This is a genomic window from Pseudomonas sp. nanlin1, from assembly GCF_045571515.1.
Taxonomy (GTDB): domain Bacteria; phylum Pseudomonadota; class Gammaproteobacteria; order Pseudomonadales; family Pseudomonadaceae; genus Aquipseudomonas.
The window spans coordinates 14,007-36,203 of sequence record NZ_CP124218.1 but is presented as its reverse complement, the minus strand read 5'-3'; the positions used below and the strand labels follow the sequence as shown (position 1 = coordinate 36,203).

Annotated in this window: 23 protein-coding genes; 11 read left to right on the top strand and 12 right to left on the bottom strand. The window is 59.4% G+C overall.

Annotation, left to right across the window (positions count from 1 at the left end):
* Positions 1-28: 28 nt before the first annotated feature.
* The 3 genes from rpoZ to QCL65_RS00170 form a co-directional block, all read right to left on the bottom strand.
* The gene (rpoZ, locus tag QCL65_RS00180) at positions 29-292 is read right to left on the bottom strand and encodes a DNA-directed RNA polymerase subunit omega (RefSeq protein ID WP_407313676.1); all 264 of its coding nucleotides are present in this window, start codon (positions 290-292) and stop codon (positions 29-31) included.
* 138 nt (positions 293-430) lie between these two features.
* Positions 431-1,051, bottom strand: a complete 621-nt coding sequence (gene gmk / locus QCL65_RS00175; protein WP_407313674.1) for a guanylate kinase — start codon at positions 1,049-1,051, stop codon at positions 431-433.
* Positions 1,052-1,063: 12 nt separating this feature from the next.
* Complete coding sequence (locus QCL65_RS00170) at positions 1,064-1,927, bottom strand: YicC/YloC family endoribonuclease (RefSeq protein ID WP_407313672.1); 864 nt, start codon at positions 1,925-1,927, stop codon at positions 1,064-1,066.
* Between the two features lie 210 nt (positions 1,928-2,137).
* Here QCL65_RS00170 and rph point away from each other — a divergent pair, with 210 nt between their 5' ends.
* The 3 genes from rph to QCL65_RS00155 all read left to right on the top strand — a co-directional run bounded on the left by rph (position 2,138) and on the right by QCL65_RS00155 (position 5,987).
* A complete protein-coding gene (gene rph, locus QCL65_RS00165; RefSeq protein WP_407313670.1) occupies positions 2,138-2,860 on the top strand; it encodes a ribonuclease PH in 723 nt (240 codons plus the stop codon).
* Between the two features lie 226 nt (positions 2,861-3,086).
* Complete coding sequence (locus QCL65_RS00160) at positions 3,087-4,700, top strand: histidine kinase famiy protein (protein WP_407313667.1); 1,614 nt, start codon at positions 3,087-3,089, stop codon at positions 4,698-4,700.
* Between the two features lie 84 nt (positions 4,701-4,784).
* Positions 4,785-5,987 carry an ATP-binding protein gene (locus QCL65_RS00155; protein ID WP_407313665.1) on the top strand — a complete coding sequence of 401 codons (1,203 nt, stop codon included), beginning with the start codon at positions 4,785-4,787 and terminating at the stop codon, positions 5,985-5,987.
* Positions 5,988-6,389: 402 nt separating this feature from the next.
* Here the strand turns inward: QCL65_RS00155 and QCL65_RS00150 are convergent, their stop codons facing one another.
* The gene (locus tag QCL65_RS00150) at positions 6,390-7,169 is read right to left on the bottom strand and encodes an exodeoxyribonuclease III (protein WP_043192186.1); all 780 of its coding nucleotides are present in this window, start codon (positions 7,167-7,169) and stop codon (positions 6,390-6,392) included.
* An 80-nt stretch (positions 7,170-7,249) separates the two neighbouring features.
* Between QCL65_RS00150 and pyrE the strand changes: the two genes are divergently transcribed.
* Positions 7,250-7,891: an orotate phosphoribosyltransferase gene (gene pyrE / locus QCL65_RS00145; RefSeq protein ID WP_407313663.1), complete on the top strand. Its 642-nt coding sequence runs from the start codon at positions 7,250-7,252 to the stop codon at positions 7,889-7,891.
* 36 nt (positions 7,892-7,927) lie between these two features.
* Positions 7,928-8,494 (top strand): DUF4124 domain-containing protein, encoded by a 567-nt coding sequence (locus tag QCL65_RS00140; RefSeq protein WP_407313661.1) that lies wholly within the window; start codon positions 7,928-7,930, stop codon positions 8,492-8,494.
* A gap of 48 nt (positions 8,495-8,542) precedes the next feature.
* Here the strand turns inward: QCL65_RS00140 and argB are convergent, their stop codons facing one another.
* From argB to coaBC, 4 genes are all read right to left on the bottom strand, one after another.
* On the bottom strand, positions 8,543-9,448 hold the full coding sequence (gene argB / locus QCL65_RS00135; RefSeq protein ID WP_407313658.1) for an acetylglutamate kinase: 906 nt from the start codon (positions 9,446-9,448) through the stop codon (positions 8,543-8,545).
* Between the two features lie 26 nt (positions 9,449-9,474).
* Positions 9,475-10,869: a phosphomannomutase/phosphoglucomutase gene (locus QCL65_RS00130; protein ID WP_407317018.1), complete on the bottom strand. Its 1,395-nt coding sequence runs from the start codon at positions 10,867-10,869 to the stop codon at positions 9,475-9,477.
* Between the two features lie 1,235 nt (positions 10,870-12,104).
* On the bottom strand, positions 12,105-12,560 hold the full coding sequence (dut, locus tag QCL65_RS00125; protein ID WP_407313656.1) for a dUTP diphosphatase: 456 nt from the start codon (positions 12,558-12,560) through the stop codon (positions 12,105-12,107).
* A gap of 6 nt (positions 12,561-12,566) precedes the next feature.
* The gene (gene coaBC, locus QCL65_RS00120; protein WP_407313654.1) at positions 12,567-13,775 is read right to left on the bottom strand and encodes a bifunctional phosphopantothenoylcysteine decarboxylase/phosphopantothenate--cysteine ligase CoaBC; all 1,209 of its coding nucleotides are present in this window, start codon (positions 13,773-13,775) and stop codon (positions 12,567-12,569) included.
* Between the two features lie 128 nt (positions 13,776-13,903).
* On the opposite strand from coaBC, the gene radC reads away from it, so the two are divergent.
* Entirely contained in the window at positions 13,904-14,578 is a 675-nt protein-coding gene (gene radC / locus QCL65_RS00115; protein WP_407313652.1) for a DNA repair protein RadC, read from the top strand.
* 36 nt (positions 14,579-14,614) lie between these two features.
* Here the strand turns inward: radC and QCL65_RS00110 are convergent, their stop codons facing one another.
* Positions 14,615-16,201, bottom strand: a complete 1,587-nt coding sequence (locus QCL65_RS00110; RefSeq protein WP_407313650.1) for an ABC transporter substrate-binding protein — start codon at positions 16,199-16,201, stop codon at positions 14,615-14,617.
* Between the two features lie 373 nt (positions 16,202-16,574).
* Here QCL65_RS00110 and rpmB point away from each other — a divergent pair, with 373 nt between their 5' ends.
* From rpmB to QCL65_RS00095, 3 genes are all read left to right on the top strand, one after another.
* The gene (gene rpmB / locus QCL65_RS00105) at positions 16,575-16,811 is read left to right on the top strand and encodes a 50S ribosomal protein L28 (RefSeq protein ID WP_011064219.1); all 237 of its coding nucleotides are present in this window, start codon (positions 16,575-16,577) and stop codon (positions 16,809-16,811) included.
* Positions 16,812-16,822: 11 nt separating this feature from the next.
* Positions 16,823-16,978, top strand: a complete 156-nt coding sequence (rpmG, locus tag QCL65_RS00100; protein WP_007894709.1) for a 50S ribosomal protein L33 — start codon at positions 16,823-16,825, stop codon at positions 16,976-16,978.
* A 114-nt stretch (positions 16,979-17,092) separates the two neighbouring features.
* A protein-coding gene (locus QCL65_RS00095) for an IS3 family transposase (protein WP_407311676.1) occupies positions 17,093-18,315 on the top strand; the annotation gives its coding sequence in 2 pieces (ribosomal slippage) (positions 17,093-17,444 and positions 17,444-18,315; 1,224 coding nt in all).
* A 46-nt stretch (positions 18,316-18,361) separates the two neighbouring features.
* Here the strand turns inward: QCL65_RS00095 and QCL65_RS00090 are convergent.
* From QCL65_RS00090 to QCL65_RS00080, 3 genes are all read right to left on the bottom strand, one after another.
* Entirely contained in the window at positions 18,362-18,577 is a 216-nt protein-coding gene (locus QCL65_RS00090; protein WP_407313645.1) for an I78 family peptidase inhibitor, read from the bottom strand.
* A gap of 42 nt (positions 18,578-18,619) precedes the next feature.
* Positions 18,620-18,823, bottom strand: coding sequence for a hypothetical protein (locus QCL65_RS00085; protein ID WP_407313643.1), 204 nt, complete (start codon positions 18,821-18,823; stop codon positions 18,620-18,622).
* 83 nt (positions 18,824-18,906) lie between these two features.
* Positions 18,907-19,269: a cupin domain-containing protein gene (locus QCL65_RS00080; RefSeq protein WP_407313640.1), complete on the bottom strand. Its 363-nt coding sequence runs from the start codon at positions 19,267-19,269 to the stop codon at positions 18,907-18,909.
* A 169-nt stretch (positions 19,270-19,438) separates the two neighbouring features.
* On the opposite strand from QCL65_RS00080, the gene QCL65_RS00075 reads away from it, so the two are divergent.
* Together QCL65_RS00075 and QCL65_RS00070 are read left to right on the top strand one after the other, a co-directional pair.
* Positions 19,439-20,932: an aldehyde dehydrogenase gene (locus tag QCL65_RS00075; RefSeq protein ID WP_407313638.1), complete on the top strand. Its 1,494-nt coding sequence runs from the start codon at positions 19,439-19,441 to the stop codon at positions 20,930-20,932.
* Positions 20,933-21,028: 96 nt separating this feature from the next.
* Positions 21,029-22,156, top strand: coding sequence for an MFS transporter (locus QCL65_RS00070; RefSeq protein WP_407313636.1), 1,128 nt, complete (start codon positions 21,029-21,031; stop codon positions 22,154-22,156).
* Positions 22,157-22,197: the final 41 nt, after the last annotated feature.

The following is a 22,197-nucleotide window of genomic DNA, read 5'->3' as shown; positions in this document are numbered from 1 at the left end:
CGTCGGACTACGTCGACCAGGCATAGGCTTAGACGGCCTCGTTGGCCTCGTCTTCGAACGCTGCGAAGAGCGGCTCGTCCTCGACGATTTCGGCTTCGGCAATAACGTCGTAGTTCATCAGGCCCTCGGCGATTTCACGCAAAGCGACCACGGTGGGCTTGTCGTTTTCCCACGCTACTTTAGGTTCTTTACCACCCGTGGCCAGTTGGCGGGCACGTTTGGTGGAGAGCATGACCAGCTCGAAACGGTTATCCACGTGTTCTAGGCAGTCTTCAACGGTTACGCGGGCCATGGTCTTCCTCGTAGCAAATGCGTTATGCGCGCCACCCGGATGGGCGAGCGGACTCGGTAGTTTAAAAAAACGCCACCGTTTAGGGAAGCGTTGTTTTCAGGTGGTCCCAAAAGGTCGCGAGGGCCCTTGTTACCATGATTACGCGAGCAGGCTAGCGAGCAAGTCTTTGTGAGAGGCTTGCTGTGGTGTCTGCTTTAAGCGGTTGGCGCGGAAAATCGCCTTCAGGTCTTCGAGCGCAGCGGCGAAATCGTCGTTGATCACCAAGTAGTCGTACTCGTGATAGTGGCTCATTTCGCTGACGGCCTCGCGCATGCGGCTCTCAATGATCTCGTCACTGTCTTGCCCGCGGTTGGTCAAACGCTGGCGCAACGCTTGCTGGGTCGGCGGAAGGATAAAAATCGAACAGGCATCGGGCATCTGCCGACGTACTTGCTCGGCGCCTTGCCAGTCGATCTCCAGAATCAGGTCGTGGCCCGCATCCAGGGTTTGCTGCAAGGTGCTTTGGGACGTGCCGTAAAGGTTGCCGAAGACTTCGGCCTGCTCGAGGAAGTCGCCATGTTCGATCATGCGTATGAACTCGGCGCGGTCGACGAAATGGTAGTTCACCCCGTCTGCTTCGCCGGGGCGCATGGCACGGGTGGTGTGGGAAACCGAAACGCGGATGCTTGGCTGGGCGTCGATCAGGGCTTTGACCAAGCTGGTCTTACCGGCGCCAGAGGGCGCGGAGACGATATAGAGGGTGCCAGTGCTATGGTTCATTCGTGAAATGCCTTACTCAATGTTCTGCACTTGTTCGCGCATTTGCTCGATCAACACTTTGAGGTTGACCGCGGCCTGCGTGCTGCGTGGATCGAAGGCTTTAGAGCCCAGTGTGTTGGCTTCGCGGTTGAGCTCCTGCATCAGGAAGTCGAGGCGCCGCCCGGCGGCTCCCCCAGACTTGAGGACCCTGCGCACTTCCGTGACGTGAGTGTTCAGGCGGTCGAGCTCTTCCGCGACATCGCTCTTTTGTGCCAGCAGTACCAGCTCTTGTTCCAGGCGCTGGGGCTCCAGTTCAGCGCGCATGTCTGCACAGCGATCCAGAATTTTCTGCCGTTGAACGGCGAGCATCTGCGGGACCAGGGTGCGCAGGGTGGCGATTTCGCTGCCCATGGCGTCCAACCGCTCGTCGATGAGTCGGCGCAATTCGGCCCCCTCACGCTCGCGGCCACCCTTGAGCTCGGCCAGGCCATCGGCAAACAGCTCCAGCGCCGCGCTGTTCAGCGCCTGCGGGTCGTCGGCGTTGGCTACCAGCACACCTGGCCAGGCCAGCACTTCCAGTGGGTTCATCGGCGCTGGCTGGGTGATCAGGCTGGCGACCGTCTGCGCGGCGGCGATCAGCTGGGTGGCACGCTCACGGTTCACTTGCAGCGGCCGCCCGGCGGACTCCTCGATAAAGCGCAGGGTGCACTCTACCTTGCCCCGCGACAGGCCCTGACGCAGCGCTTCGCGCACCGCGCCTTCGAGTTCACGAAAGGCGTCGGGCAAGCGCAGGTGCGGCTCAAGGTAGCGATGGTTGACCGAGCGCAGCTCCCAGCTAAGGGTGCCTTCGGTGCTGGCCCGTTCGACCCGCGCAAATGCGGTCATGCTGTGCACCATGAAGCCTACCTCGTGCAATGAATGCAGCTACGTGGCTGCTGAGGCGCAGGATTGTAGCGCACCCTGGCAGTGGCTCCCAATGCAGTGATGTGACAAATTCTCAGGGCGCGCGCGTCTGGCCGGTGAGGCGGCCGGGGTGAGCGGTGGGCAATAAATTCTCAGACGCCCTATAATGCTCGGCAGTTTTCAGCCCAGTACAGGAATACCCAAATGAAACGTCCAAGTGGTCGCGCTGCCGATCAGCTTCGCTCGATCCGCATCACCCGCAACTACACCAAGCACGCCGAGGGGTCCGTACTGGTCGAGTTCGGCGATACCAAGGTCATTTGCACGGTCAGCGTAGAAAACGGTGTGCCGCGCTTTCTCAAAGGCCAGGGTCAGGGCTGGTTGACCGCCGAATATGGCATGTTGCCCCGTGCCACCGGCGAACGTAACCAGCGCGAAGCCAGCCGTGGCAAACAGGGCGGGCGTACCTTGGAAATTCAGCGTCTGATCGGCCGTTCGCTGCGCGCCGCGTTGGACATGAGCAAATTGGGCGACGTCACCCTGTACGTCGATTGCGACGTGATCCAAGCCGACGGCGGCACTCGCACGGCCTCGATCACCGGCGCGATGGTGGCCCTGGTCGATGCCTTGAAAGTGATCAAAAAGCGCGGCGGATTAAAGGGCGGTGATCCGCTCAAGCAAATGATCGCCGCGGTCTCTGTGGGCATGTACCAGGGCGAGCCGGTGCTGGACCTCGATTACCTGGAGGACTCCGCCGCAGAAACCGACCTCAACGTGGTCATGACCAGCAGCGGCGGGTTTATCGAGGTGCAAGGCACGGCCGAAGGCGCACCGTTCCAACCTGCCGAACTGAACGCCATGCTGGCGCTGGCCCAGCAGGGTATGACTGAGCTGTTCGCTCTGCAGGCCACTGCTCTGGCGGACTGATCGTACCCAAGCCATCGGCGCGCTGAATCCAGCGCGCTTGACGGCTGTGGCGCTGAGTATCCACGGTTGGGCCTGTTGGGTGTCGCCGCACGGGCGGCGCCGCAGGTTGCGCGAGGCGTGAGTGCTATATGCAAAGTGCCGGCGCCTGAATAAAACTATTCACAGGCCGTGTAAGTCTATGGATCAAGCCCGCGTTCAAAACGCGCCTCCAGGATAGACCTACCCCGTGCCTGATCAACCAAAAGACCTCCATACCCGGGTCGACAACTCGGCCTCCGCAGACCTCTCAGACGCAGGTAGGAATATATTCTTCGCGGCGGTGGCCACTACCCGCATGCCGATGTCAGTCACTGATCCCAATCAGCCAGACAACCCGATCATTTTCGTCAATGGCGCGTTCTTGGCACTTACCGGCTATAGCCGCGAAGAGTTGTATGGGCGCAATTGTCGGATGTTGCAAGGTATCGACACTGACCAGCACACGGTGACTGAGGTGCGCAAAGCCGTCGCGCAACGACGAGACATTTCCGTTGAAATGCTCAACTACCGTAAAGACGGCTCTTCGTTCTGGAATGCGCTGTTTATCTCACCGGTCTACAACGAAGCCGGGGAGCTCATTTATTTCTTTGCGTCCCAGCTCGATGTCAGCCGCCGCCGCGACGCCGAAGACGCATTGCGCCAAGCGCAAAAAATGGAAGCGTTAGGTCAGCTCACCGGTGGCATTGCCCACGACTTCAATAACCTTTTGCAGGTGATGGGCGGTTATGTAGAGCTGGCTGATCGGGCGGTGGCCAAGCCGGTGATGGACGGTGATCGAGTCAGGCGTAACCTTGCCATGACCAAGACCGCCATTGACCGCGCGTCCTCGCTCACTCAGCAACTTCTGGCTTTTTCTCGAAAGCAAAAGCTGGAAGGGCGAGTGATCAATCTCAACAATTTGGCTGAATACGTCCAAGCCACCGTCGAGCGCATCATGGGCGATGGCGTGACTTTTCAAACCAATTTGGAAAGCGGGCTGTGGAACTCGCGGGTCGACCCCACCCAGGCCGAGTTGGCGTTGCTGAATATCATCATCAATGCTCGCGATGCGCTTGTTGGCCGTAGCAACTCAACTATCGGCTTTGAAACCCGTAATTTCGATATGCTCGAGTCCAACGCGCGTTTTTACGAAGGAATGATGCCGGGTCGGTACGTCAGCCTGGCGATTACGGATAACGGCTGTGGCATGCCTGAAGAAATCAAGAGCCGTGTCATGGAGCCTTTTTTCACCACCAAAGATGAGGGTAAGGGCACCGGCCTGGGCCTCTCGATGGTCTATGGTTTTGCCAAACAGTCGGGGGGAGCGGTTCGGATTTATTCCGAGGAAGGCGTCGGAACCACCTTGCGGCTCTATTTCCCCGCAGACGACGCCGGGCTAAGCCACTTTGAGGAGCGTCGGCACCTTGAAGTAGCGACTGGAGACGAGTCGATTTTGATCGTCGAGGACCGCGCGGATGTGGCGGAGCTGGCCCGCGTGGTTCTGGAAGAGCACGGGTACCGTACGGCTACCGCTAGCAGCGGCGCCGAGGCCTTGGCGATCTTGGCGCAAGGCCAGGCGTTCGACCTGCTGTTCAGCGATGTGATCATGCCGGGAGGTATGAATGGGGTGGTTCTGGCCAGAGAAGCTAGAAATTTATACCCTGACATGAAGATCCTCCTTACCACTGGCTACGCTGAGAGTTTCGTGAACCAAACCGATGAGGAGGGCCGAGAGTTCCCGGTCATCTCCAAACCCTGCTTGCCCAATGTGCTAGCTGCCAAGGTAAGGCAGGTGCTCGATGGGCCGAACGGTGTCAGTTGACCCGTGATGAACGGTCATGCGGGGCTGTATGCTTATACAGCTGTGGATGTATAATCGGCGGCTTCTATGATGATGGGTCAGCGTATGTCTGAATCTGATTACGAGGGTCCGCTTCCTCCACTTGCCAAAATGACCGTCATTCCGGTCATTTTGCGTCTGGTAAAAGAGGCCACCGGGCTCAGGTTTGCAGCTGTGGCCCGAGTCACGTCGACGCGCTGGGTGGCCTACGCGGTAGATGACTCGGCACATCTTGACATTAGGCCAGGCGACGAGCGGCCACTGGCACAAACGCTGTGCAAGGAAGTCCACAGACGGCGTCGTGCGTTAGCGGCTGGCGACGGTATGCAGCACTTGGCTCAGGGGCTCTATAGGGCAGAAGCAGAGCAAGACTTCGAGCAACTGAAAAGCCATATTTCTGTACCGATCATCACCAGCTCCGGCTTGTTCGTCGGGACACTGTGTGGGCTGGACCCAGATGTAGTGCCGGTCGAAAATCCCAGCGTGATGGAAACGTTAGAGCTTTTTGCGCAGCTTATTGCCAGCCACCTCGAGCTACATCTGCAATTGGATCAAAGCCAGTCCGAACTGGGGGTCTCCGAAGAAACCGGGCGCCTGCGCGAGGAGTTCGTCGCTGTATTAGGCCATGATCTTCGCACGCCCATTGGGGCCGTGCGCTTGAGTGCCGAGCTGCTCGACGCCCAGCTCACCGAGCCGCGCTCGAAGAAGTTGGTGGCGGCCATTCATAGCAGTGCACTGCGCATGTCTGCGCTAATCGAAGATGTCCTGGATTTCACCCGGTGCCGCCTGGGCAGCCGCTTTGTGACCGACATGAGCCGCATCGACAATTTGTTCGAAGCGTTGAACCCCGTCATAGCAGAAATTCAGCATGCTTATCCCTCGGCTGATCTCTCCTATCAGTACAGTGCTGCCAGGCCCGTACTGGGTGATTTTGGGCGGATCAGCCAGCTAGTCTCCAACCTGCTCTCCAATGCGGTGCACCATGGTGCGCCGGGTGGCCCTATCAGGGTCCAGGGCGCAGTTGAAGCAGCCAGTATGGTTTTGACGTTCTCTAATGTGGGTAAGCCAATCGATCAGGCGCAAATGGACCTGCTATTCAAGCCATTTACCCGTGCAGACGCGGGTAATAAAAGTGAGGGGTTGGGTTTGGGGCTCTATATTTGCTCGCAAATCACCGAGTCTCACGGCGGTTCGTTGCAGGTGCGGTCCGACGCTTTGGGCACGGTATTTACCGTACGCCTGCCTTTGTTGATAACGCCGGGGCTGTAATGTTGAACCTGTCGAGGCTGCTGCGCGTCTAAAGGTTTAATATCCTTATGCGGGTTACAACCCATGTCAGCCAATCACGCTCTGTGCGCCTGGAATGCCCTTTGGCGGTTAAAAGCCCATAGCGTCTATTGCCGAACGTGTGGCGCAACCCAACCTGAGAAGATCGATAGAGAAGAGCCGTTCCTGCATTGCAAGGGGTGCTCGGCGTCCACCCATGTGCATCCATGGAAGATGCTGGATCAACTGATTTTCCAGATTAACGGCTAATAAAGACCGAGCATAACCCCCCCTCTGTAGGAGCGAGCTTGCTCGCGAAAACCCCAAAGCCGACGCGTTCATCAAAAATATACGCGTCATCGTTGACGTTTTTCGCGAGCAGGCTCGCTCCTACACAGCATGCACCTAGATGGTGAGGGTCCAGTCGTAATCGACGATCAACGGCGCATGCTGGGAAAACCTCGGCTGGCGCGGTAGCCGGGCACTGCGCACGAAGCGTCGCAGGCCGGGTGTCAGTAGCTGGTAATCGAAGCGCCAGCCCAGGTTGAGCATCTCGGCCTGTTCATTGTCTGGCCACCAGCTGTACTGGTCACCCTCGCGGCTGACTTCGCGCAAGGCGTCGACATAGCCCATGTTGCCGACGATCTCATCCATCCAGGCCCGCTCTGGCGCTAGAAAGCCTGGCGACTGTTGGCTGTCGCGCCAGTTCTTGATGTCGAGCTTCTGCTGGGCCACATACAGAGAGCCACAATAAATGTACTCACGGCGCTTGCGACGCTGCTTGTCCAGATACTTGCCGAAGTCGTCCATCAGTTTGAATTTTTGATTCAAATCTTCATCGCCGTTCATCCCCGAAGGGAGCAGCAAGGTGGCAATGCTGAGTTTGTCGAAATCTGCCTGCAGGTAACGCCCGTAGCGGTCGGCTGTCTCGAAGCCGAGGCCGCTGATTACCGCCTTGGGTTGCAACCGTGAATAAAGTGCAACGCCGCCTTGGGCGGGCACTTCAGCATCACAGGCATACAGGAAGTAGCCGTCCAGTTGGAAGGCTGCATCGTCCAATTCAAAGGCGGAGGCGCGAGTATCCTGCAGGCAGATGACGTCGGCATTCTGGGCTTGTAGCCAGCTGAGCAACCCGCGCTCGACCGCCGCCTGAATACCATTGACGTTCACACTGATGATCCGCATAAATGGCCCCAAAAATCTCGTGCGTGTATGATACCCGAGCTCTACCTAATTAGCTAAATCCGTGGTACTTGGGACTTTTGATGCAGGCCTATCAGCGCGACTTTATCCGTTTTGCCATCGACCGAGGGGTTTTACGCTTCGGTGCGTTCACTTTGAAGTCGGGGCGTACCAGCCCTTACTTCTTCAATGCCGGGTTATTCAACAGTGGTGCCGCCCTGGCCCAGTTGGGGCGCTTTTACGCTGCCGCCATCGTTGAAAGCGGCATCGCCTTTGACGTGCTGTTCGGCCCCGCCTACAAAGGCATCCCCCTGGCCGCGGCGACGGCTGTGCAGTTGGCCGAGCGGCATCAGTTAGACGTACCGTGGTGCTTTAACCGCAAAGAGGCCAAGGCCCACGGCGAGGGCGGTAGCCTGGTCGGCGCAGAACTGGCAGGCAACGTATTGATCATCGACGACGTGATCACTGCCGGTACCGCTATTCGCGAAGTGATGCAGATCATCCAGGGCCAGAACGCCACGGCCGCCGGGGTGCTGATTGCCTTGAACCGCCAGGAGCGTGGCAATGGCGAGCTGTCTGCAATTCAAGAAGTGGAGCGAGACTTCGGCATTCCTGTGGTTAGCATCGTGTCCTTGACGCAGGTGCTGGAGTTTCTGGCCGACGATCCGCAACTCAAGCAGCACTTGCCAGCCGTAGAGGCTTACCGCGCTCAGTACGGTATCTAACCGATGGCACCGCTAAGGGGTTCGTGGCTGCTGCTGATGCTGTTTGCAGCTGGGCCCGTGCTGGCGGCCGAGACCAGCCCCGGCGTGGTGCTGTACCGCTACACCGACAGCCGGGGCGTGACGGTCCTCGACCGCCAAGGCGTACCGCCAGAGTTCGTCGGTAAGGGCTACCAGGTGCTTAACCAGCAGGGTCGGGTGATTCGTGTGGTGGCGCCAGCCCCTACCGCTGACGAGTTGGCGCGTAAGCAGGAGCAGCAGGCCAAGGCCGAAGCGCAGGCCCAGCTGCTCGCGCAATACCCTTCACTGGCGGATTTGGACGCTGCTAAAGCCCGCGCGTTGGCCGATTACGACCTGCTCGCCGCGCAAGCCCGTAGCAATATCCAGGCGCTGCTGGCCCAGCAGGGTGCCGTGCAAAGCCAGGCTGCCGACCAAGAGCGCAGCGGCCAGCCCGTCTCCCAAGACCTGCTCGAGCGCTTAGACGACCTGCGCCGCCAGCGTACTGATTTGCAAGTGCGCATTGCTGCTTACCAAACCGCGCGCGCCCAGGCGGAGCAGGACTTCGCCCTGCGTCGGGCGCAGTTGGAGCAGTTACTGGCCCGCTAGACCCATAAAAAAGCCCTGCAAATGCAGGGCTTTTTTGGTTCGTCGCTATCAATGACGCTTGCGATTACAGATCAATGTGCCCACGCCGCTGTCGGTGAAAATCTCCAACAACACAGCATTGGGTACGCGCCCATCAATGATGTGCGAGCTGTTCACGCCACCTTGTACCGCTTCCAGTGCGCAGCGGATTTTCGGCAGCATACCGCCGTAAATGGTGCCATCGGCGATCAATGCATTGACCTGCTCGGTATTCATGCCGGTCAATACATTGCCTTCCTTGTCCATCAAACCGGCGATATTGGTCAGAAGGATCAGCTTCTCAGCCTTCAGGGCCTCGGCGACTTTACCTGCGACCAAATCGGCGTTGATGTTGTAAGACTCTCCATCCGGGCCTACCCCAATCGGGGCAATGACAGGGATGAAGTCACCGTTGACCAACATGTTCAACAAATCGGTGTTTACCCCAGACACTTCACCCACCTGACCAATGTCGATAATTTCCGGCTTGGTCATTTCGGGGGTCTGGCGAGTCACGGTCAGCTTGCGCGCGCGGATCAGTTCAGCGTCTTTGCCGGTCAAGCCGATGGCGCTGCCGCCATGGCGGTTGATCAGGTTGACGATGTCCTTATTCACCTGGCCGCCCAGTACCATCTCTACCACGTCCATGGTTTGCGAGTCGGTAACCCGCATACCATCGATGAAATGGCTCTCGATCGACAGCCGCTTGAGCAGGTCGCCGATCTGCGGCCCCCCACCGTGCACGACCACCGGGTTGATGCCGACGGCTTTCATCAGTACCACGTCGCGCGCGAAGCCGGTTTTCAGCTCCTCGCTTTCCATGGCATTGCCACCGTATTTGATCACCAGCGTTTTGCCGACGAAGCGGCGGATATAAGGCAGTGCTTCGGACAATACCTTGGCAACGTTGGTGGCAGCATCACGTTCGAGGGTCATTCAGGGCTCCAGTGGGGGGCGAGTGGTCAGAATGGAATATTCAGATCAGCTTGGACAGCGCGCAACTGGACACGAAACACTTCCTTGATTCGCTCAAGTTCGGCTTCATCGTCAGCTTCGAAGCGTAGCACCAGCACCGGTGTAGTGTTGGATGCACGGACCAAGCCCCAGCCTTTAGGGTAGTCGACTCGGACGCCGTCGATGGTGGTCAGGTTGGCTTCGCCCCATTGCGCGTCTTTTTCCAACGCTTTAATGATGCTGAACTTACTTTCTTCCGTCACCTTGATGTTGATTTCAGGGGTGGAAATATCCTCTGGGAACTCCAAGAACAGCTCTTCGGCGCTGGATTTTTCCTGGCTGAGGATCTCCAGCAAACGTACGGCGCTGTAGATGCCGTCGTCAAAGCCGAACCAGCGCTCTTTGAAGAAAATGTGCCCACTCATTTCGCCAGCCAGCTCGGCGCCGGTGCGTTTCATTTCTTTTTTGATCAGCGAGTGGCCGGTCTTGAACATGACCGGGCGGCCGCCCCATTGATTGATCAACGGTGTCAGGCGGCGGGTGCACTTGACGTCGAAGATGATGTCCGCGCCTGGCTTGCGCGACAGCACGTCACGGGCGAACAGCATCAACAGGCGGTCGGGGTAAATCACGCTGCCGGTGTTGGTGACCACACCGACGCGGTCGCCATCACCGTCGAAGGCCAGGCCGACATCGGCGCCGGTTTCTTTGACCTTGGCGATCAAGTCTTCGAGGTTTTCCAGCTTGCCCGGATCTGGGTGGTGGTTCGGGAAGTTACCGTCCACGTCGCAGAACAGCGGGATGACTTCGCAGCCCAGTGCTTCGATCAGTTGTGGTGCAATAACGCCAGCTGCGCCGTTACCGCAGTCCACCACCACCTTAAGTTTGCGTGAAATAACGATATCTTCGGCGATCTGCTTCCAGTAGCGAGGCAGGATATCGACCCGTTCAATCGTGCCCGCGGCCTGGGTCAAGTCACCGGTTTTCAGGCGATTGTGCAGGGCCTGGATTTGCTCGTTGGCCAAGGTGTCGCCCGCGATGACGATCTTGAAGCCGTTGTAGTCTTTGGGGTTGTGGCTACCGGTCAGCATGACGCCCGACTTGCCGGCCAAGACGTTGGCGGCGTAGTACAGGGCAGGGGTAGGCACCAGGCCTACGTCGCTCACGTGGCAGCCGGCATCGGCGACACCTTGAATCAGTTGCTGGACCAGCTCCGGGCCCGACAAGCGGCCATCGCGGCCCACGCTGACGTGGGGCTCGCCTTGGGCCAGGCTCTGCGAACCAATGGCGCGGCCGATCCAGTAGGCGGTTTCGGCGCTGAGCGTATCACCGACGACACCACGGATATCGTAGGCGCGGAAGATGCTGTCCGGGAACTTAGGTGCGACGATTGCTGTGCTCATATCGTGGGGGTGCTCCAATCTTAGGGAATCCAGGTCTTCGTCGAGGATGTCAGTGTCTTGAAACAGCGGGTCGGCCCACCCGGCAGGCGGCTGCCCGTGCGGTGCTGATGCTGAGACCTCATTGTCCATAACGGGTAACGCGTGGCCTGCTACAGGCTCGACCGCGGTAGGTTGCCGGCCGCGAAGGGAGAATCTGGCCAGGCTGCGGGCCAGTTCGTTTAGCTCCGGAAGGCTCAAACCGAAGGCTTTGACGGCTTTTCCGCCTGAGAGTTCTTGTAACAATTGCTCTAATTGCCGCGCATCGCTAGCAACCTGGCGGTGTAGCCGCCCTAAAACGATGGAAAAGGCGATGGCACAGGCGCTAATCACCACCAGGACCGCCAGGAGCATCAGCACGGCGGTGCGCCAGGGCACTTGCGGTTCGAAAGCAGGGCCGGCACGAAACGCCAACTGCCAGTTGGGGTTACCACTGGCCAGCGACAGTGCCTTTTCGGCCTGGGCGGTACCGCGTTGGTACAAGGTTTGCGGCGGGCCATCGGCGAACGCTTGTTGCAGCACGAATTCACCCGCGCCGAGGTCGATCGGGTAGAGCGCGTTGAGTAAGCGTTGCAGGTCCACCACCGTTAGTAGCGTACCGAGGATCGGCGAGTCGGCGCCGTTCGCGCGAATGGGCGCGACGCTGTAAACCAGCCAGCGTTGCCCGACCTTCTGCGCTTCAAGGGGAACAGGGCGGTCGCTTTCGGCGCGGCGGATGATGTCTAGCGCCCTGAAATTGATGGGCGCGGGGCGGTTGGGGTCGGGCTCGGCCATACCGCGCAGGTTAACCTGCACATCCACTGCGTTGCTCCAACTGCGCACCGCTTGTTCCGCAGCCTTCACCAGTTTGCCGTCCTGGCTTTGCAGGGCTTGGATCAGCAGCGGGTTGGCGGCGCTCGCCTGGGTGTCGGCACGCAGTTGGGCCACGGCTTGTTGCAGGCTCGCCGCCTGGCCCGTGGCCAAGGCCTGGGCCAGTTGTGAGCGATATTCGCGATCGGACGGTGGTGGCAGGCCGAGCCATACCAGCACCGCAGCCAGCAGCAAACCTACGGCGACCACGACCATCCCTGGGCGCAGCGCCTGTTGGCGTGCCTCGGCTACCGTGTCGACGGCTTCGGCGGGCTGTTGATCGGGTTGTGCACTGCGCTTAAAGCCCTTCACATGACTCTCCTTACTTGCCCAGCGTCAGTGCATAGTAGTCAATGGCTGCCAGAGTGCCCAAAACCGCCGGTGCCGCGCTGGCTTTGGTCGAACTGCTCGACCAGCTCGAAGTGCGCCTGCACCACCGGTACCAGGACCAACTGCGCCAGACGTTCGCCCACCGCGATGTTGAACGCCGTTTGCCCACGGTTCCAGCAGGAAACCATCAGTTCACCTTGATAATCCGAGTCGATCAGACCCACCAAATTGCCCAGGACGATGCCGTGTTTGTGGCCCAACCCGGAGCGAGGCAGGATCAGCGCCGCCAGCCCGGGGTCGCCGATGTAGATGGACAAGCCCGTGGGGATCAGCAGTGTCTGGCCCGGTTCCAATAGCGTGTCTTGTTGCAGCATGGCGCGCAGGTCGAGCCCGGCGGAGCCTGGCGTTGCATAGCTGGGCAGCGGGAAGTCGGTGCCCAGGCGGGGGTCGAGGATCTTGGCTTGTAGAGCGTGCATGGAGTCTTAAACCTGGTTGAGGCGGTCGGCAATGAATGAAATCAGCTGGCGGGCAATTTTGCTTTTGCTGGTCTGGGCGAACAGGGTGGCGTGCAGGGCTCGGTCAATCACACTGCAGGCGTTTTCTTCGCTGTTGAAACCGATGCTGGGGTTGGCCACGTCATTGGCGACGATCAGGTCAAGGTTTTTGTCCTTGAGCTTGCGTGCCGCGTAGTCGAGCAAGTGCTCGGTTTCGGCGGCGAAGCCGACGCTGAACGGGCGGTCCGGCCGCGTGGCGATACTCGCCAGAATGTCTGGGTTGCGCACCATCTGCAAGAGCAGGCCATCGCCACTGGTGGGGTCTTTCTTGAGCTTGTGCGGGGCCACCACTTCTGGGCGATAGTCGGCCACGGCGGCGGATGCGATAAAAATATCGCACGGAATGGCGGCCTCACAGGCGGCCAGCATATCGCGCGCGCTGACCACATCGATACGGGTCGCGCGGTCCGGTGTCGGCAAGTGAACGGGGCCGGTGATCAAGGTGACTCGCGCCCCCGCCTCGACGGCCGCTTCGGCCAGGGCAAAGCCCATTTTCCCCGAGCTATGGTTGGTGATGTAGCGCACTGGGTCGATGTTCTCTTGGGTCGGGCCGGCGGTGATCAAGACGTGTTTGCCGGTCAGCGCGCGGTGCTCGAAGCATTCGGCGGCGCATTGGGCCAACTCGCTGGCTTCGAGCATGCGCCCCAGGCCGACATCGCCGCAGGCCTGGCTGCCCGACGCCGGGCCGAAGGCTTTCAAACCACGGCTTTGCACCAGCGCCAAGTTGGCTTGGGTGGCAGGGTCGCGCCACATGGCCTGGTTCATCGCAGGGGCGAGGGCCACGGTGGCATCGGTGGCCAGCACCAAGGTGGTCAGCAGGTCATCGGCGACGCCTTGCGCCAGGCGGGCGATGAGGTCGGCGGTGGCGGGGGCGATCAGCACCAGGTCAGCCCACCGGGCCAGCTCGATGTGGCCCATTGCAGCCTCGGCGGCAGGGTCGAGCAAGTCCAGGTGCACCGGATGCCCCGATAGGGCTTGAAGGGTGAGCGGGGTAATGAATTCGGCGCCGCCGCGGGTCATGACCACCCGCACTTCGGCACCCTGTTCGAGAAGTCGACGGACCAACTCGGCGCTCTTGTAGGCAGCGATGCCGCCGCCTACGCCCAGTACGATGCGTTTTCGATACAGCCGCTGCATAGGCCTGCCTTTTCATCCGGTAATGACGCGACGGCGATGACGCCTCCCCAGGCCGATCGCCGCGCAAAAAGTTGGGCTAAGATAGCACAGCCGCCAAGGACGACGGTGAACACGCATAGGGAGATGCCATGAGTATTCGAGATTGGCCTGCGGCCGAGCGGCCACGGGAAAAATTGCTGGAGCGAGGGGCGAACAGCCTGTCCGATGCCGAGTTGCTAGCGATTTTTTTACGCACCGGCGTTGCCGGTATGAGTGCGGTCGACCTGGCGCGACACCTGCTGACTCAGTTCGGCAGCCTCAGGGCCTTATTCGAGGCCGACCAATGCGCCTTCGCCCGCGAGCTTGGCCTGGGCCCTGCCAAGTTCGCGCAATTGCAGGCTGTGCTGGAAATGGCTCGGCGGCATTTGGCCGAGCGCCTGTCCCGCGATTCAGTGCTGGACACGCCGCAACTGGTCCGCGATTACCTCAAAGCATTGCTTCGGCACGAGCAGCATGAAGTGTTTGGTTGCCTGTTTCTGGACGCCAAGCACCGGGTGGTGATTTTCGAAGCCCTGTTTCATGGCTCGATCGACAGCGCCAGTGTGTATCCGCGCGAGGTGGTCAAGCGGGCCCTGGCCAATAACGCAGCCGCGGTGATTCTGTGCCATAACCACCCCTCTGGCGTGGCCGAGCCCAGCCAGGCTGACCGGGTACTGACCCGGCGGCTAAAGGAGGCCTTGACCCTGATCGATGTGCGTGTGCTCGACCACATTATTGTTGGCGAGGGGGAGCCGTTGTCCATGGTCGAGTACGGCTGGTTGTGAGGCGCCCTCAGGCTGGGGCGCCAGTGGGGTGTCTAGCTAAGGCGCGGTGACTTTGGCGAAGTCTTGCCGACCGAAGGGGCTCACGGCATAGCCTTGCACGCCCTTACGGATCAGCACGGCAGCGGTGGGGTGAGCCAGGGGCAGCCACAGGGCTTGTTCCTGGATCTGCTTCTGCGCCTGCACATACAACTTACTGCGTTCGGCTTGATCGCTGGTGGCCTTGCCCTTGCTGATCAACTGGTCCAGGCCTTGGTCGCAGTAGCGCGCGAAGTTGGTGCCGGACTTCACCGCTGCGCAGGAAAACTGCGGCGTGAGGAAGTTGTCCGGGTCACCGTTGTCGCCCGCCCAGCCCATGAACAGCAAGTCGTGCTCGCCGGCTTTGGCGCGACGAATCAGTTCGCCCCATTCGATAACGCGTATCTGCGCTTTGATACCCACTTCGGCCAGGTCAGCCTGTAGCATCTGTGCGCCCAGGTTTGGGTTAGGGTTCAGCAGGCTACCGGAAGGGCGAGTCCAGATCGTGGTGCTAAAGCCGTTTTTAAGGCCTGCCTTGGCCAGCAGCTCACGGGCCTTGGCGGGGTCGTGGGCGTAGCCGGGCAAATCTTTCGCATAGCTCCAAGTGTTCGGTGGGTAGGGCCCGTTGGCCGCTTCTGCGGTGCCCTCGAACACGGCCTTGAGGTAGTTGGGCTTGTCGAAGGCCAGATTGATGGCTTGGCGCACTTGCGGTTTGTCCAGAGGCGGGTGCTGGCTGTTGATGCCAATAAATGCGGTCATGAAGGCAGCGGTTTTGACAACCTGCAGGTCTTTGTCCTGGCTGGCGGCCGCGATATCCAGCGGCTTGGGCGACAAGGTGATCTGGCACTCATTGCGGCGCAACTTCTGCAGGCGTACGTTGGCGTCCGGGGTAATGGCGAAAATCAGCGGGTCGACCGCCGGCTTGCCAGCGAAATAGTCCGGGTTGGCTTTGTAGCGGACCACGGCATCTTTTTGAAACCGGGTGAAGATGAACGGGCCGCTGCCGATGGGCTGGCTATTGAGTTTTTCCGGAGTGCCGGCCTTGAGCAGCTGCTCAGCGTACTCGGCCGAGTAAATGGACGCGAAGCCCATGCTCAGGGTGGCGAGGAACGTGGAGTCGGGATGGTCCAGGGTGAAGGTCACGGTCAGCGGGTCGCTGGCCTCGACTTTTTTGATCAGGCTAGGCAGCTGCATGGACTGGGCGTGGGGAAAGCCGCTTTGCGCCACTTTGTTCCACGGGTTGCTCGGGTCGAGCATACGCTGGAAGCTGAACACCGCATCGGCGGCCGTCAGTTCGCGGCTTGGGGTGAAGTATTCAGTGGTGTGAAATTTAACCCCAGGGCGTAGTTTGAACTTGTAGGTCAGGCCATCGGCCGATACGTCCCAGCGCTGCGCAAGGCTAGGGACCACCTTGCCTTGCTTGGCATCGAACTCCACCAGCCGGTTCATCAGCACGTCGGCTGACGCGTTGGTGGTGGTCAGCGAGTTATATTGCACCACGTCGAAGCCTTCGGGGCTGGCCTCGGTACAGACGGTCAAAGCCGCCGCCTGGGCCAGCAGCGGGCAGAAAAGCGGGGCTAACAAGAGTGGCAAAGTCGCGAGGCGCATGGGTCAATTCCTTGGCTTTGAGCGTGGGCCATCTGCCTGTGCAGTCTGGAAAGGTCTAACCCTAGAGACCTATTGCAGAATTGACCATTCAATTTTTAACATTTGTTCGACGAATGGCCAGTATGGGCTTGGCCCTGTATGCGCTTGCCCTGCGGGCCCCAGGCAGGCCGCCGTGAGGAATTATCCAGCACCAAGTGTTGTCGCCTTGGGGTGTTTCTGGTATAAAGCAGCGCTCTTTTCTAGGGCCCGGTCACTTCACCTCTGGTGTGAAGCCGGTAAGACCCTGAAGAAACGCGGCGCACTGCGCCAAATGACTGAGAGATAAGCGGCCAACCCATGCCGGGTTGGGCATGTGGTTTTAGAGGGCTGAGGCATGTCGAGAGTCTGTCAAGTTACCGGTAAGGGTCCGGTGACTGGGAATAACATTTCCCACGCAAACAACAAAACCCGTCGTCGTTTCCTGCCGAACCTGCAGCATCACCGCTTCTGGGTCGAGTCCGAGAAGCGTTTTGTCCGTCTGCGCGTATCTGCTAAAGGCATGCGTATCATCGACAAGCGCGGCATTGATGTCGTGCTGGCCGAAATCCGTCGCGATGGCGGCAAGGTTTAAGGGAGCTCATCATGCGTGAATTGATTCGTTTGATCTCAAGCGCCGGTACTGGTCACTTCTACACTACCGACAAGAACAAGCGTACTACCCCGGACAAAATCGAGATCAAGAAATTTGATCCGGTTGTTCGCAAGCACGTGATCTACAAGGAAGGCAAAATCAAGTAATTGATTTTGGCGACCCGAAAAAAGGCCCGTCTCGTGAGAGGCGGGCCTTTTTTTATGGCTGTGTCCCGTCCTGAATAAGGTTTACACCTTCTGACCTTTCCTCAGGAGGACTTAATGGATTCGGGTAAAAGGCGCAGCCAACGCGATTACACGCTAGCCTTTAAATTATCGGTCGTAGACCAGGTTGAAAAAGGCGAGTTGAGTTATAAAGAAGCCCAGCGACGCTATGGCATCCAAGGCCGGTCGACGGTGCTGGTCTGGTTACGAAAGCACGGTCGACAGGATTGGAGCCAAGGCGCATCAATTCGAGAGCCGAGGATCAGGTCCATGACCGAGCCAACCCTCCCGCCGTCACCCGAGCAGCGGATTAAAGAGCTTGAAGAGCAACTGGCACTGAGCAATCAGAAGGCCCAGTTCTTTGAAGCTGTCGTGAACGTCTTGAAAAATGACTACGGTGTTTCCGTCGTAAAAAAGCGACCCGGCAAGTCCTCTCACAAGGGCAAATCCAAGACCTGAGTATTAGCAGGGCTTGCCTCTTCATGGGTATTTCGCGCCAAGCGTATTACAAGCGCAATCGCGCTTTTGACGCGAGAGTCCGCCAAGACCAAGAGGTGATGGACTTCGTCCTGGAAAAGCGGCGTCGCCAGCCTAGGCTGGGAACGCGCAAGCTGCACTACTTGATGAGCGTCGAAGCTCCTGCGTCGTTGTGCGTGGGTAGAGACCGTCTGTTTACCATCCTTCGTGATGCGCGCGAGCTGGTTCCGCGCAAACGGGCTTATCACAAGACCACTCATAGCCATCATCGCTTTCGCCGGCATTCCAACCTGCTCAAAGCAGGTCCGGAACAAGTTGTGGCTAGTGGGCCCGAACAGGTCTGGGTTGCAGACATAACCTACCTGCCTACGCAGGAAAGCGTGGCCTACGTGAGCCTTGTGACAGATGCGTACTCACGCAAGATTGTTGGCCATCACGTGCATGAAAGCCTGCATACCCAGTCGGTGATAAAGGCACTGGAAAAAGCGGTAAGAGAGCGAAAAACCGATCAGATACTGATTCATCATTCAGATCGCGGCGCCCAGTACTGTTCCGACCTCTATCAGCGGCTGCATACCAGGTATGGAATCCGGTGCTCGATGACTGATGGCTATGACTGCTACCAGAACGCTATGGCCGAGCGGGTAAACGGGATATTGAAGACTGAGTTTCTACTCAATCGGCCTAAAGACTTGGCAGATGCAGTGAAAATGGTGGATGAATCGGTGCAGATCTACAATAGGGAGCGGCCACACTTATCCCTGAAATACAAAACGCCCGATGCGGTGCATCGGGCGTTTTGAGCGTGAAACAGGTGTAAACCTATTTCAGGACTAGACAGGCGGCGGTTCAGCCGAGGGTGACTGAATTAATGGTCGAGTTGTCATCCAGTTCCAGGTTGATCCGTTGCTCTACGTAATCCATCGTACTGATCATACCTTCAAGTTTTGCCCTGACGACCCAGCCGGTTCGGCTGGCCAGGTCTTCACGCACTGCTTTGCTGAAGGTCTGGCCGATTAGCGCCTCAGCGAGCTCTCGAGCTTCTTCTTGCGATGAAATTTTCATATTCATTCCTTGAATAGTGGGAGTTGACGACGGCTCCGGCAGCTAGCCCACCCAGAACGATTGGATGAGGCCGGCATCGTCGCCGATGATATTCAGGCGGTCGTCCTCGCGTTCGAGGGTGTACGCATCGTAGGGGCCGATCACTTTGGGGCACCCAGTCAATTCGCTCAGGTAGGCTTTGACGCTGGGTACATAGCGGGTGCCAATCAGATGCTTGATGCTGTCGAGCACTTCTTCGTTATTCACGATGGGACTCCATGGGTGGGTGAGGTGTCCGGATGGACCCGCCCAATCCTCTGCCCAATGACGGCCCGGCCTGCGGTTGATATTTATCGGCTGGCCTCGAATACCACATACACTTTGCGACAGGCTTCCAGCACTTCCCAGGTTCCTTGAAAGCCTGCCGGTATCACGAAGCGGTCGCCGGTGCGTAGGGTTTTAGCCTCGCCGTGTTGGTCTCTGAGCACCGAAACCCCTTGCACGATTTCGCAATACTCATGCTCGGTGTAGTTCACCTTCCACACGCCCACGGCCCCTTCCCACACCCCCGCGTTCATCTGCCCGCAGGGGCTGGAGTAGTGGTTGTACAGCGTTTGTTCGGGGTCGCCTTTGATAATTTTTTCTGCCCCGGGGCGGTAGTGCTCAGGGGCGATCGTGTTCTGTGCGAAGTCGACGATAGAGGTGATGCTCATGGGAAGGCCCTCGATTGTTTGATAAAACACACAGATACCGGCTTGAGGCCAGCGTCTGTCAAATATATTGAAAATCCGGGTGGAGTTCGTTTAGGGTGGTCGGATACCCGACGGGGATGCGCCCGCGCACCCCCAGGGCAAGCTACGAACCTATAACAGGAGGCATCGCATGACTACCCTGACCCTCGCTGACTGGGTGCAACGCGCTCGGCAATTGCAGATCGAAGGCCGCGCGTTCATCAACGGAGAGTACACGGCTGCCGCCTCCGGCGAGACATTCGAATGCCTGAGCCCGGTGGATGGCCGTGTGCTGGGTCAGGTAGCCAGTTGCGCTGAGGCCGACGCCCAGCGTGCCGTTGAGAATGCCCGGCAGGTGTTCGACTCTGGTGTGTGGTCGCGCCTGGCTCCAGCCAAGCGTAAGGCGACCATGCTGCGCTTCGCCGGCCTGCTCAAAGAGCACGCCGAAGAGCTGGCACTGCTGGAAACCCTGGACATGGGCAAGCCCATCGCTGACTCCCTGGGTATCGACGTACCAGGGGCCGCCAACGCTCTGAGCTGGAGCGCCGAGGCAATCGACAAGATCTACGACGAAGTTGCGCCCACACCCCATGACCAACTGGGTTTGGTGACACGCGAGCCGGTCGGTGTGGTGGCGGCCATCGTGCCTTGGAACTTCCCATTGATGATGGCCAGCTGGAAGCTCGGCCCGGCATTGGCCACAGGTAACTCCGTGGTGCTCAAGCCGTCGGAAAAATCACCCCTGACCGCCATCCGTATTGCACAGCTCGCGGTGGACGCGGGTATTCCCAAAGGTGTGCTGAACGTGTTGCCCGGTTACGGTCACACCGTGGGCAAGGCCCTGGCCTTGCACATGGACGTCGACACTGTAGTGTTCACCGGCTCTACCAAGATCGCCAAGCAATTGATGATCTATGCCGGCGAGTCCAACATGAAGCGTGTATGGCTGGAGGCGGGCGGCAAAAGCCCTAATATCGTCTTCGCCGACGCGCCCGACCTCGCTGCTGCTGCCGCCTCGGCGGCCAGTGCCATTGCGTTCAACCAAGGCGAAGTGTGCACCGCGGGTTCGCGGCTGTTGGTCGAGCGTTCGATCAAAGACACTTTCCTGCCGATGGTAGTCGAAGCGCTCAAGGGCTGGAAACCCGGTAACCCACTGGACCCCGCGACGACCGTAGGCGCGTTGGTCGATACTCAGCAAATGAATACCGTTTTGTCCTACATCGAGGCGGGCCATGCCGGTGGCGCCAAGCTGGTCGCAGGCGGTAAGCGCATCCTTGAAGAAAGCGGTGGTACTTATGTCGAGCCGACCATCTTCGACGGGGTAAGCAACGCGATGAAAATCGCCCAGGAAGAGATCTTCGGCCCCGTGCTGTCGGTACTCACCTTCGACAGCGCCGAAGAAGCCATCCAGATCGCCAACGACACTCAGTACGGGCTGGCTGCGGCGGTGTGGACCGCGAACATCTCCAAGGCGCACCTCACCGCCAAAGCCCTGCGCGCTGGTAGCGTTTGGGTCAACCAATACGACGGTGGCGACATGACTGCGCCGTTTGGTGGCTTCAAGCAGTCCGGCAATGGCCGTGACAAGTCGCTGCATGCGTTCGACAAGTACACCGAACTTAAGTCGACCTGGATCAAACTCTAGGCATTAGCGCGCCAGCCGCGCGACGTGTACACAGCCGGGCCCTGATCAAGGGCCCGGCTGTTTTGTATCTGGCAGGGTTATCCACAGGAGCGTGGAATGCGTTGGGGGACATACTTCGCCGTACTGGCGGCCATTTTGAGCGTTGGCCTGGCCTTGGGCGTCAGCATGCCACTGGTGTCGCTGCGCCTGGAAGGCTGGGGCTACGGTGCTTTCGCTATCGGGGTCATGGCAGGCATGCCGGCCATTGGAGTGCTGGCCGGTGCCAGCATCGCCAGCCGGTTGGCCTCTCACTGGGGCACGGCCGTATTGATGCGCCGCTGCCTGTGGCTGGGTGCCTGTTCGGTAGGCCTGCTGGCGCTATTGCCCTACTACCCGATCTGGCTCGGCCTGCGACTCTTGCTGGGTGTGGTCTTGACCATTGTCTTTATCCTTGGCGAAAGCTGGATCAACCAAGTGGTGGTGGAGCAGTGGCGCGGCCGGCTGGTGGCGCTTTATGGCACTGGCTACGCTCTAAGTCAGTTGGCGGGGCCATTGTTACTGGGGCTGCTAGGCACCGAGGGTGACGAAGGTTTCTGGTTAGGCGTGGCCTTAATGGCCCTCTCGCCCTTTTTGCTGTTTGGCCGTGGGGGCGCGCCGAGTGCCGCTGCAGGCCACGTCAGTTTTGGTGATTTGGCCCGCTTCTGCGCGCGGATGCCGGTAATCGCGTGGGCCATTTCGCTGTTTGCTGCGTTCGAAGCGCTGATCCTTACGCTGTTGCCGGTGTATTGCCTGCAGCAAGGCTTCAGTGCTGAGGTGGCGCTGTATATGGTCAGCGCGGTGGTGGTCGGGGACGCTGTGTTGCAGTTGCCGATTGGCATGCTGGCCGATCGGCTATCGCGACGAGGGCTGTTCATTGGCTGCGCGGTGACTTTACTGGTGTCGAGCCTGGCCATTCCACTGCTGTTGCAAACGCCATTGATCTGGCCGCTGTGGGTCTTGTTCGGGGCCAGTGCCGGCGGGTTGTTCACGCTGTCACTGGTGCTCATTGGTGAGCGCTACCGTGACGATGCACTGGTCAGGGCCAATGCCCATGTGGCGCAACTGTGGGGCATCGGTTGCCTGATCGGGCCACTGGCCGCAGGTGCAGGTAGCCAGTGGGTCAATGGGCATGCATTGCTATGGTTGATGGCGGCCGGGGCGCTGGTGCTGGTGTGGTTGGCACGCAAGCCTGGGGCGTTGCCCTAGGCTCGGTACGTAAAGTCGCCGAGCGGCGATCAGGCAAGGCA

Coding starts and splice junctions, on each gene's coding strand:
- rpoZ (WP_407313676.1), bottom strand. CDS start 292: ATGGCCCGCGTAACCGTTGAAGACTGCCTAGAACACGTGGATAACCGT.
- gmk (WP_407313674.1), bottom strand. CDS start 1,051: ATGAACCATAGCACTGGCACCCTCTATATCGTCTCCGCGCCCTCTGGC.
- QCL65_RS00170 (WP_407313672.1), bottom strand. CDS start 1,927: ATGGTGCACAGCATGACCGCATTTGCGCGGGTCGAACGGGCCAGCACC.
- rph (WP_407313670.1), top strand. CDS start 2,138: ATGAAACGTCCAAGTGGTCGCGCTGCCGATCAGCTTCGCTCGATCCGC.
- QCL65_RS00155 (WP_407313665.1), top strand. CDS start 4,785: ATGTCTGAATCTGATTACGAGGGTCCGCTTCCTCCACTTGCCAAAATG.
- QCL65_RS00150 (WP_043192186.1), bottom strand. CDS start 7,169: ATGCGGATCATCAGTGTGAACGTCAATGGTATTCAGGCGGCGGTCGAG.
- pyrE (WP_407313663.1), top strand. CDS start 7,250: ATGCAGGCCTATCAGCGCGACTTTATCCGTTTTGCCATCGACCGAGGG.
- QCL65_RS00140 (WP_407313661.1), top strand. CDS start 7,928: ATGCTGTTTGCAGCTGGGCCCGTGCTGGCGGCCGAGACCAGCCCCGGC.
- argB (WP_407313658.1), bottom strand. CDS start 9,448: ATGACCCTCGAACGTGATGCTGCCACCAACGTTGCCAAGGTATTGTCC.
- QCL65_RS00130 (WP_407317018.1), bottom strand. CDS start 10,869: ATGAGCACAGCAATCGTCGCACCTAAGTTCCCGGACAGCATCTTCCGC.
- dut (WP_407313656.1), bottom strand. CDS start 12,560: ATGCACGCTCTACAAGCCAAGATCCTCGACCCCCGCCTGGGCACCGAC.
- coaBC (WP_407313654.1), bottom strand. CDS start 13,775: ATGCAGCGGCTGTATCGAAAACGCATCGTACTGGGCGTAGGCGGCGGC.
- radC (WP_407313652.1), top strand. CDS start 13,904: ATGAGTATTCGAGATTGGCCTGCGGCCGAGCGGCCACGGGAAAAATTG.
- QCL65_RS00110 (WP_407313650.1), bottom strand. CDS start 16,201: ATGCGCCTCGCGACTTTGCCACTCTTGTTAGCCCCGCTTTTCTGCCCG.
- rpmB (WP_011064219.1), top strand. CDS start 16,575: ATGTCGAGAGTCTGTCAAGTTACCGGTAAGGGTCCGGTGACTGGGAAT.
- rpmG (WP_007894709.1), top strand. CDS start 16,823: ATGCGTGAATTGATTCGTTTGATCTCAAGCGCCGGTACTGGTCACTTC.
- QCL65_RS00090 (WP_407313645.1), bottom strand. CDS start 18,577: ATGAAAATTTCATCGCAAGAAGAAGCTCGAGAGCTCGCTGAGGCGCTA.
- QCL65_RS00080 (WP_407313640.1), bottom strand. CDS start 19,269: ATGAGCATCACCTCTATCGTCGACTTCGCACAGAACACGATCGCCCCT.
- QCL65_RS00075 (WP_407313638.1), top strand. CDS start 19,439: ATGACTACCCTGACCCTCGCTGACTGGGTGCAACGCGCTCGGCAATTG.
- QCL65_RS00070 (WP_407313636.1), top strand. CDS start 21,029: ATGCGTTGGGGGACATACTTCGCCGTACTGGCGGCCATTTTGAGCGTT.